The 1,613-nt window shown below is 68.0% G+C and carries 2 protein-coding genes; one reads left to right on the forward strand and one right to left on the reverse strand.

What is annotated here, in order from left to right:
• The first annotated feature begins 144 nt into the window (after positions 1 to 144).
• Entirely contained in the window at positions 145 to 972 is an 828-nt protein-coding gene (locus tag AC5P09_RS51735) for an HARBI1 family protein (RefSeq protein ID WP_493880598.1), read from the forward strand.
• Positions 973 to 1,218: 246 nt separating this feature from the next.
• Here AC5P09_RS51735 and AC5P09_RS51740 read toward each other — a convergent pair.
• Positions 1,219 to 1,613: transposase (locus AC5P09_RS51740; RefSeq protein ID WP_249954521.1), on the reverse strand; the 395-nt coding region annotated here is incomplete at its 5' end.

Consider the following 1,613-nt stretch of genomic DNA (forward strand, 5'->3'; position numbering starts at 1 on the left):
AATGAGCTGTTCCCAGTAACCGTCGGCCACCGTCCGTGAGCGAGCGGCGTGTCGTGCGGTCCGTGGTATCCCCAAGTCCGGGCAGGCGTGAGGCCCCTGGTAGGAACGATCTTGCGACAGAAAGATCCGACCGAGGGGCCTCACATGCCGACCAGTGTCACATACACCGCCGTGCTCGATGTGAAGCGGTCCACCGCCGAGTACCTGGCCGGCCTCCTGCGCGACCACCGGATCGTGACCAGGACCCGCAAGGGGCGACGCGCGCTGGGCTGCTTCAAGCAGGCCGTGCTCGTGCTGCGCTGGTTCCTCGACGGCACCCGCCTGGCCCAACTCGCCCGTGACAATGGCCTGTCGACCTCAACTGCATACCGCTACCTCCACGAGGTACTGGCCGTCCTGGCCGCCGGCGCACCGGACCTGTCCACCGCGCTGGAGCGCGCGAAGGCAGCCGGGCTGACGCATCTGAACCTCGACGGTACGGTCATCCGTACCGACCGCGTCGCCGCCCCGGGTCCCAACGGCGCAGACCTCTGGTGGTCCGGAAAACACAAGCACCATGGCGGGAACGTGCAGGTCATCGCTACCCCGGACGGCTGGCCGATCTGGGTCTCGCCCGTACGGCCGGGCCGGGAACACGACACCACCTGCGCCCGCCACCACGGGCTGGTCGAAGCACTCAACCGCATCGCGGCCGAGCTGGACATGCCGACCCTGGTCGACCTCGGCTACGAGAACGTCGGCGACGGCTTCCGGCACCCGCACAAGAAGCCCGCCGGAGGCGAGCTGACCGAGGCCCAGCAGACGTACAACAAGGTCATCCGCAGCATCCACGGCGTCTGCGAGCGCGCCAACTCCCTGCTCAAGACCACCTTCAAGGCACTGCGCAGGGTCAGCTTCGACCCCAGCCGCATCACGAAGATCGCCGCCGCGGCCCTCGTCCTGCTCCAGCTCGAGTACGACCGCACCATCTGAACAATCACACACCGTCGTGATCCATTACTGGCAAAGGCTCAATGGGCCGGTGTGCGCAGGCGAGTAGACTGCCCGAAGGGCTAGCCTCGAAGTTTCGTGACGGTCCGCCGACGGAGTCGGTGGACCGTTTTCGTGCTGTGGACTGAGGCTGTGCAGGCTGAGGTCCCGAGTGTCGTCTCGGGCGGACGCCGGGTTCCACTGCTCCGGGGTGGAGGGTTCTTTCGCAGGGACGGGTGAATCTGCTGATCAGCCGAGGTTCGGGAGGAGTGCGAGTCGGTCGAGAGCTGCGGTGATGTGGCTGGTCCAGGGCCAGTGCCGGGCCAGGCGGAGGATCCGGCGGCGGCCGGTGGTCACGAGCTGTCCAGCCGTGCTGAGCAGACGAAGCCGCAGGCGGCGGGGCTCCCAGAGTATGGCTTCGCCGGTCAGCGCGAGCATGGGCATCCAGGCCAGCAGGTCGAGAGCGATCTGCACGATCTCCAGCCAGACCCGGTTTTGTGCCATGCGCTTGAGGGGCAGGTTGCGCGGACCGGTGGCCCGGGCGGCCCGGATGCGGTCCTCGGCCCTGGCCCGCAGCCGGTGACGGAGCTCGAGCTCGGCGATCGGCCGGCCGGGCGTGTTGGTGGCGAAGCAGGTGAGCCTCA

The sequence above is a fragment of the Streptomyces sp. a15 genome (genome assembly GCF_059026085.1).